Annotated in this window: 7 protein-coding genes; 2 read left to right on the plus strand and 5 right to left on the minus strand. The window is 67.5% G+C overall.

The genetic code is table 11. The annotated features are described in order from the left end of the window. The first annotated feature begins 140 nt into the window (after positions 1–140). Positions 141–500, plus strand: a complete 360-nt coding sequence (locus ACTHL4_RS02235) for a metallopeptidase family protein (RefSeq protein WP_440281104.1) — start codon at positions 141–143, stop codon at positions 498–500. 180 nt (positions 501–680) lie between these two features. Here ACTHL4_RS02235 and ACTHL4_RS02240 read toward each other — a convergent pair whose 3' ends face one another. The 5 genes from ACTHL4_RS02240 to ACTHL4_RS02260 all read right to left on the minus strand — a co-directional run bounded on the left by ACTHL4_RS02240 (position 681) and on the right by ACTHL4_RS02260 (position 5,697). Further along, the gene (locus ACTHL4_RS02240) at positions 681–1,082 is read right to left on the minus strand and encodes a cytochrome c oxidase subunit 4 (RefSeq protein WP_440281105.1); all 402 of its coding nucleotides are present in this window, start codon (positions 1,080–1,082) and stop codon (positions 681–683) included. An 8-nt stretch (positions 1,083–1,090) separates the two neighbouring features. Next, positions 1,091–2,863: an aa3-type cytochrome oxidase subunit I gene (gene ctaD, locus ACTHL4_RS02245; RefSeq protein ID WP_440281106.1), complete on the minus strand. Its 1,773-nt coding sequence runs from the start codon at positions 2,861–2,863 to the stop codon at positions 1,091–1,093. Next, the gene (ctaC, locus tag ACTHL4_RS02250; RefSeq protein WP_440281107.1) at positions 2,863–3,816 is read right to left on the minus strand and encodes an aa3-type cytochrome oxidase subunit II; all 954 of its coding nucleotides are present in this window, start codon (positions 3,814–3,816) and stop codon (positions 2,863–2,865) included. Before ctaC ends, ctaD begins: the two co-directional genes overlap by 1 nt. Before the next feature lie 167 nt (positions 3,817–3,983). Then, positions 3,984–4,700 carry a leucyl/phenylalanyl-tRNA--protein transferase gene (gene aat / locus ACTHL4_RS02255; protein ID WP_440281108.1) on the minus strand — a complete coding sequence of 239 codons (717 nt, stop codon included), beginning with the start codon at positions 4,698–4,700 and terminating at the stop codon, positions 3,984–3,986. A 10-nt stretch (positions 4,701–4,710) separates the two neighbouring features. Then, entirely contained in the window at positions 4,711–5,697 is a 987-nt protein-coding gene (locus ACTHL4_RS02260) for a carbohydrate kinase family protein (RefSeq protein WP_440281109.1), read from the minus strand. A gap of 93 nt (positions 5,698–5,790) precedes the next feature. Between ACTHL4_RS02260 and ACTHL4_RS02265 the strand changes: the two genes are divergently transcribed. Further along, complete coding sequence (locus ACTHL4_RS02265; protein WP_440281110.1) at positions 5,791–7,092, plus strand: M20/M25/M40 family metallo-hydrolase; 1,302 nt, start codon at positions 5,791–5,793, stop codon at positions 7,090–7,092. Positions 7,093–7,356 lie beyond the last annotated feature (264 nt).

The following is a 7,356-nucleotide window of genomic DNA, read 5'->3' on the forward strand; positions in this document are numbered from 1 at the left end:
GGCGCCCCACGCCTCGGGACACCCGACACCCCCCTAAAACCGGTCCTGTGGCGGCAGACTCAACCCGCCCACCGGCCGCGCTCACCCACCTCGGTGAGCGCGGCCGTTGCGCGTTCGGCGACGGTGGTTACTCTGCAGCCATGCCGATCCAGCTCAGCACGGAGCAGTTCGAGGACGCGGTCGCGGACGCTCTGGACACCATCCCGCAGGACCTCCTGGACCGCCTGGACAACGTCGCGATCAGCGTCGAGGACGAACCTGAGCCCGGCAGCGTACCCGGCCTGCTGGGCCTCTACGTCGGCGTCCCGCTCACCCAGCGCGACTCCAGCTACGGGCTAGGGCAACTCCCGGACCGCATCTACATCTTCCGCGGTCCGCTGACCCGGTACTGCCACACGCGTGAGCAGCTGCTGCACCAGATCCGGGTGACCGTGCTGCACGAGATCGGCCATCACTTCGGCATCAGCGACGCGCGCCTGCATGAACTCGGCTGGGGGTGAGTCCCGCGCGGCGCAGGTGGGCGTCGCGTGGCCCGCGTGGGTGTGCGTAAGCAGCAACGGTCGCCGACTGTGCGCGGGTGGGGTGGGTGCGGGCGTGCATCACCGGCAACGGTCGCCGACTGGGTTGCACAGCGAAGCGGCCCGCCATACATCGTGTATGACGGGCCGCTTCGTGCTGACTCAGATGGAGTGCTCTCCGTGGAAGTACTCGAAGACCCAGCCGATGGCGGCCAGTGCGACGAACGGCACGGCGAGCATGACCAGCCACCAGCCCACCGCCAGACCCAGAGCGATGATCGCCAGGGAGGCGCCGAGGAACAGCGGCCACCACGAGTGCGGGCTGAAGAATCCGTAGTCGCCCTCGACGTCGTTCTGCTCGCCCATCGGATCGTCGTCCGGACGCAGATCGATCTTGCGGCCGGTCCACCAGAAGAAGCCACCGATCAGTGCGCTCAGCGCACCGGAGAGATAGAGCCCGACGGAGCCGACCGGCTCCTCCCAGTAGGTGGCGATCCCGTAGATGGTGCCCATCACCACGAAGAAGATGGTGAGGAAGCCGAAGAGTTTGAATTCAACCTTCATGGCGAGATTCACTCACCCTTCCCGGGCTTGTCACCCAACGACTGGTTGCCGCGGTCGCCCGGACCCACCAGCTGAGCAAGCGTGTCCTCCGACGCCTTGACCGTCCACGAGGCCGCCTGCGGGTGGTGCAGGTCGAAGGCGGGACGCTCGGAGCGGATCCGCGGGATCGAGTCGAAGTTGTGCCGCGGCGGCGGGCAGGAGGTGGCCCATTCCAGGGATCCGCCGTAGCCCCACGGGTCGTCGACCTCGACCTTGGGCGCGGTCCGCCAGGTCTTCCAAACGTTGTAGATGAACGGCAGCATCGAGATGCCGAGGATCAGCGCGCCCACCGACGAGATGTCGTTCATCCACTGGAAGTCGTCGGAGGGAAGGTAGTCGGCGTACCGGCGCGGCATGCCCTTGACACCCAGCCAGTGCTGGATCAGGAACGTGGTGTGGAAACCGATGAACAGCAACCAGAAGTGCAGCTTGCCCAGCTTCTCGTCGAGCATCCGGCCGGTCAGCTTGGGCCACCAGAAATACCAGCCCGCGAACATCGCGAAGACGACGGTGCCGAACACCACGTAGTGGAAGTGCGCGACCACGAAGTAGGAGTCGGACAGGTGGAAGTCCAGCGCGGGACTGGCCAGGATGACGCCGGTGAGGCCACCGAACAGGAAGGTCACCAGGAAGCCGACCGACCAGAGCATGGGTGTTTCGAAGGTGAGCGACCCGCCGTACATGGTGCCGACCCAGTTGACGAACTTCACGCCCGTGGGCACCGCGATCAGCATCGTCATGATCGCGAAGAATGGCAGCAGCACTTGGCCGGTCGCATACATGTGGTGCGCCCACACGCTCACCGACAGAGCGGCGATCGCGATGGTCGCAAAGACCAGGGTCTTGTAGCCGAACACCGGCTTGCGGGAGAAGACCGGGATGATCTCGGAGATGATGCCGAAGAACGGCAGGGCGATGATGTAGACCTCGGGGTGCCCGAAGAACCAGAACATGTGCTCCCACAGCATCGCTCCGGCGGTCTGCGGGTCGAAGACGTGCGCCCCCATGATCCGGTCGGCGCCGAGTCCGAACAGTGCCGCCGCGAGGACCGGGAAGACCACGAGCACCAGGATCGAGGTGATCAGCACACCCCAGGTGAAGATCGGCATCCGGAACATCGTCATACCGGGTGCGCGCATGCACACGATGGTGGTGATGAAGTTGACCGAGCCGAGGATCGTGCCGAATCCGGCCAGCGCCAGACCGAACACCCACAGGTTGCCACCGACACCGGGGCTGTAGGTCGCGTTGGACAGCGGTGCGTAGGCGAACCAGCCGAACGCGGCCGCACCCTGGGGGGTGAGGAAGCCGGCGCTGGCGATCAGGCCGCCGAACAGGTAGAGCCAGTAGGCGAACATGTTCAGTCGCGGGAACGCCACGTCCGGCGAACCGATCTGCAGCGGCATGATCGCGTTGGCGAAACCGGCGAACAGCGGTGTCGCGAACAGCAACAACATGATGGTGCCGTGCATGGTGAACAGCTGGTTGAACTGCTCGGGGTTGTCCACGATCTGCAGACCCGGCGAGACGAGCTCGGCGCGGATCATCAGCGCGAGCACTCCGCCGATCAGGAAGAAGGCGAACGAGGTGATGAAGTAGAGGTTGCCGATCACCTTGTGGTCGGTGGCAGTGATCCACTTGACGATCGTGCGGCCCGGGTGCCGGGTCGCGGAAGGAGTCGTGGGGTTCGCGTCACCGGTGCCACCGGCGTCCCCGACGCGTGGCGTGACGATGCTGGCCATTACTTCGCTCCTTCGGTGACGATGTCAGAGCCAGTGATCCCCGGGGGGAGGTACTGCTGCATCTTCTGCTGGGCCTGCTGCTCGAGCGTCGAGGAGTCCCGGACCAGCGCATTGGACAGGAAGCCGACGTTGCCCCGGTCACGCAACTGCTGCATCTTCTTCTGGAAGTCGGACTGACTGACGACCTTCACGTTGAACAGCATCTGTGAGTGGTAGGCACCGCACAGCTCGGCACACTTGCCCTGGTAGGTGCCGATCTCGGTCGGAGTGACCTGGAACTTGTTGACCTTGCCCGGGATCATGTCCATCTTCTGCAGGAACTGGATCACCCAGAAGGAGTGAATGACGTCCCGCGAGGTGAGCACGAACTCCACCTTCTTGTCCACCGGCAGGTAGAGGGTCGGGATGGTGCTCTCCGGGTTCGGCGCCGACATGTTGGCCTGGGTGCCCGCGTCGTAGACCTTCGCGTTGACGTAGTTGAAGTCCCAGGACCACTGCTTGCCGACCACATTGACCGTGACATCCGGCTTCTGGCTGGTGTCCAGCATCTTGTTTTCCATCTGCACGGTCTTGCCGAAGAAGACGGCGACCATGAAGATCGGCACGACCGTGAAGAGGATCTCGATCGGCACGTTGTAGGCCAGCTGCGGCGGGAGGCCGACATCGGTCTTCTTGCGGCGGTAGCGGATGACGCAGTAGATGATCATCGCCCAGGTGATGACGCCGACCACGAGCGCCCAGACCCATGCAGACACCCAGAAATCGGTGATCTGCTTGCTCAGGCTGGTCACGCCCTTGGGTAGGTAACCGCGCTTCTCCACGGGGGTGCAGCCGGTCAGCAGCAGCGCGCTGACGGCTATCAGACCTCCGAAGGCGACCTTGCTGCGCCGCCGTCGCCCAACAGGCTGGGAACGGCGCGCGGATTCCACGAGGGGTTTGTCAGATCCGGGCACATGCAGACTCTATCCCAGTCGTATTCGAAGTCGACGTCAGGGCAGGCCCTCGGGATTGATCAATTCGACTGTCCCAACGACCAACTCGGCGAAAAGGTGCCCGCCGGGTGCACAGCGCTCGCCGGCCGCCGACCCGTCCGGCCGCCGCGGAGCCGGGGATCCCGGCTCTACAGGGTGTCGAACGGTCCGTCGTGGCCCACTGGGTCGTCCCAGCACGGCGGCAGCGGCGTCTCCCCCGCCTCCGCCACCCGGCGCAGGTATTCGCGGCGCGGGATCTCCCGGACACCCAGGGTGGCGAGGTGTCCGGTCTGCCACTGCACGTCGATGAGCCGGCGCGGGTCGCCGTCGCCGAAGACGAGTTCGGTCAGCGCCCACACCGCGACCTTGCCCGCATCGGTCGCGCGATGAAACATCGATTCCGCTGCGAACAATCCTCCGGTGCAGACGCCGTACAGTCCCCCGACGAGCCGACCTTCGCCGTCCCACGTCTCCACCGAATGGGCCCAGCCGAGCAGGTGGAGCTGTTCGTATGCCGCCCGTATGTCGGGGGTGATCCAGCGGCCCGAGCGGGACGGGTCGGCGCAGGCGTCGACCACGTCGGTGAACGCGGTGTTGTAGGTGAGCCGGAACCGATGCCGCGTCCGCCGCAGCGAACGTGAGACGTGGAAGTCGCCTGGCAGCAGGACACCGCGGCGGACCGGTGACCACCAACCGATGGGTCGCCGCCCGTCGTCGCCGATGCCCATCGGGAACATGCCCGCCCGGTATGCCGCCAGCAACGTCCCCGGTTGGAGGTCGGCGCCCACGGCGATGAGGTCCTGGGCGACATCCTCCTGCTGCTGCTCGTCGAGGTTCCAGCGGCTCGGGGCGGGTTCGACGGGCACGGGCGCGCCCTCAGCCGCGTGGGCAGGCCAGGAGCGGCTCGACGGTGGCGGCGGTCTTGTCGCCGTACGACTCGCCGAGCCGGTTCAGGAAGTCCTGCTTGCGCAACACGTATTCCTGCGTGCCGACGGTCTCCAGCACGTAGGTCGCCAGCATGGAGCCGATCTCGGCGCAGGTGCGCAAGTCCAGCTCCCACGTCAGCCCGGCGAGGAAGCCGGCACGGAACGCGTCGCCGACACCGGTCGGGTCCACCCGGCCGACCTCCCGGGCGACGGGCACCTCGATCGGGTCCTCGTCGCGACGCAGGATGACCGCGCCCTCCTTGCCCTTGGTGATCACCCGAGTGCCGACCTGCTGCAGGATCTCGTCGGCCGACCAGCCGGTCTTCTGCTCGGTCATGTGGGCTTCGTACTCATTGGTGAACAGGTAGTCGGCGCCGCTGATGAGCTCGCGGATGAACGGACCGTCGGCGAATGCCAGCTGCTGGCTGGGGTCGGCGATGAACGGGATGCCCCGCTGACGACACTCGATGGTGTGCCGTCGCATGCCTTCGGGATCGGACGGGCCGACCATCACCATGTCCAGTCCCCCGAGCCGGCGGGCGACCGGCGCGAGTTCGATCTCGCGGGCCTCGCTCATGGCGCCTGCGTAGAACGTGGCGATCTGCGCCATGTCGTCGTCGGTGGTGCAGACGAAACGCGCTGTGTGCTTGGTCTCGGAGACGTAGACGGACTCGCAGTCGACGCCGTGCCGCTCCAGCCAGGACCGGTAGTCGGCGAAGTCCTCGCCCACCGCGTCGACCAACACCGGGTGCAGGCCCAGGTTGGCCATTCCGAAGCAGATGTTGGCCGCGACTCCGCCGCGACGGATCTGCAGGTCCTCGGCAAGGAAGGACAACGAGATCTTGTCCAACTGGTCGACGACGAGCGAGTCAGCGAACCGACCCTTGAACGTCATCAGGTGATCGGTGGCGATGGATCCGGTCACGGCGATCTTCATGGGGTCCAACCTATGACAGCAGCGCGCGGACCGGACGACCCACCGCCCGCCGAAGTGCTGCCGGTGCTCCGCCGCGCTGCCTAGACTCCGGCCATGACCGATGCTGTCGCAGCCTTGCAGGCCGCCGTCCGGCGCCGCACCGTGGCCGGTGCGAGCAAGGACGCAGCCGAGTTCGACGGGTTGCATGCCGACCTGCGCAGCCACTTCCCGCTGCTGTTCGGCACCTGCGAGCAGGTCGACCTGCCGGACCATGCGTTGTTGTTGCGCTGGCCGGGCGAGCAGAGCAGTCGTCCGGTCGTGCTGATGGCCCATCAGGACGTCGTGCCGGTCGATCCCCGTGACGAGTGGACGCATCCGGCATACGACGGGCGGGTGGTGGACGGCGTCGTGTGGGGGCGCGGCACGCTGGACTGCAAGGGGTCACTGGTGGCCGTGTGCGCCGCGGTCGAGGAGCTGATCGGCGAGGGTGTCCGTCCGGCGCAGGACGTGTGGTTGTCGTTCGGGTCCGACGAGGAGGTGCACGGCACCACGGCGCAGGCGGCGATCGCCGCGTTGCAGGAGCGTGCCGTGCAGCCGTGGCTGGTCCTCGACGAGGGCGGTATGGCGGTCAGCGGCGCGTTCCCCGGTGTCTCGAGTCCGCTCGCGGTCATCGGCCTCACCGAGAAGGGTGTGGTCGACCTGGAGCTGGTCGCCCGCGCCGAGGGTGGTCATGCGTCGATGCCACCGCGGAACAGCGCACCGGCGAAGTTGGCGCGGGCGATCCTGGCGCTGGAGAAGCATCCGGCGCCGGCGCAACTGCCCGAGCCGGCGATCGAGATGCTGCGCCGGATGGCGCCGCACGTCCGCGGGCCGCTCGGCGCGCTCGTCGGGCGCGCGGACACCCTGCGCCGGCCGCTCGCGAAAGTCTTCGCCCGGTGGGGGCCGGCCACGGCGGCCATGACCCGCACCACGTACGCCGTCACCCAGTTGAGCGGCGCTCCGGCCAACAATGTGCTGGCGACGACGGCGACCGCCGGGGTCAATCTGCGGGTCGCGGTCACCGAAACCGCGGAGGAGGCCGTGGACCGGGTGCGGACCCTGGTCGGTGACGACATCGAGGTGGTGGTGCGCACGGCATACGACCCGAGCCCGGTCGCCGACCTCGGCGACGCCTTCGCCCTGCTGGAACGCACGACGCGCGACGTCATGCCGGACGTCGTGCCGGTCCCGTATGTCGTGATGGCGGCCACCGATGCGCGTCATTTCCAACGCGTCTGGCACAACTGCTATCGGTTCAACCCGTTCCGGATGGACGAGCCGCAGCGGCAGAGTCTGCACAGTGTCGACGAACACCTCGGCGTGGAGTCGTTCCGGGAGGGGATCCGCTGGTACCGCGCGCTGCTGCAGGCCTTGTGAGTCCGACGGCCGCGAAGACGACGATCGGTGACAGCCCAGGTCACGGCGACCGCACGACCAGCCGAGGCGGGTGACAGCCCAGATCAAGCGATCGAACGAAAAGCGGACGGCCGCGAAGACGACGACCAAAACGGCGGGGGGGGGGGGGGGGGGGGGGGGGGGGGGGGGGGGGGGGCGCGGGGGGGGGGGGGGGGGGGGGGGGGGGAGGAGGCGAGGGGGCGCCGCCGGCCCGGCGCGCGGCCGGGGGGGGGGGGGGGGGGGGGG

Source organism: Flexivirga sp., assembly GCF_051955415.1.
Lineage (GTDB): Bacteria > Actinomycetota > Actinomycetes > Actinomycetales > Dermatophilaceae > Flexivirga.

Bases quoted from the DNA above. Each gene is read 5' to 3' on its own strand.
- ACTHL4_RS02235 (WP_440281104.1), top strand. From the start codon at position 141: ATGCCGATCCAGCTCAGCACGGAGCAGTTCGAGGACGCGGTCGCGGAC.
- ACTHL4_RS02240 (WP_440281105.1), bottom strand. From the start codon at position 1,082: ATGAAGGTTGAATTCAAACTCTTCGGCTTCCTCACCATCTTCTTCGTG.
- ctaD (WP_440281106.1), bottom strand. From the start codon at position 2,863: ATGGCCAGCATCGTCACGCCACGCGTCGGGGACGCCGGTGGCACCGGT.
- ACTHL4_RS02260 (WP_440281109.1), bottom strand. From the start codon at position 5,697: ATGAAGATCGCCGTGACCGGATCCATCGCCACCGATCACCTGATGACG.
- ACTHL4_RS02265 (WP_440281110.1), top strand. From the start codon at position 5,791: ATGACCGATGCTGTCGCAGCCTTGCAGGCCGCCGTCCGGCGCCGCACC.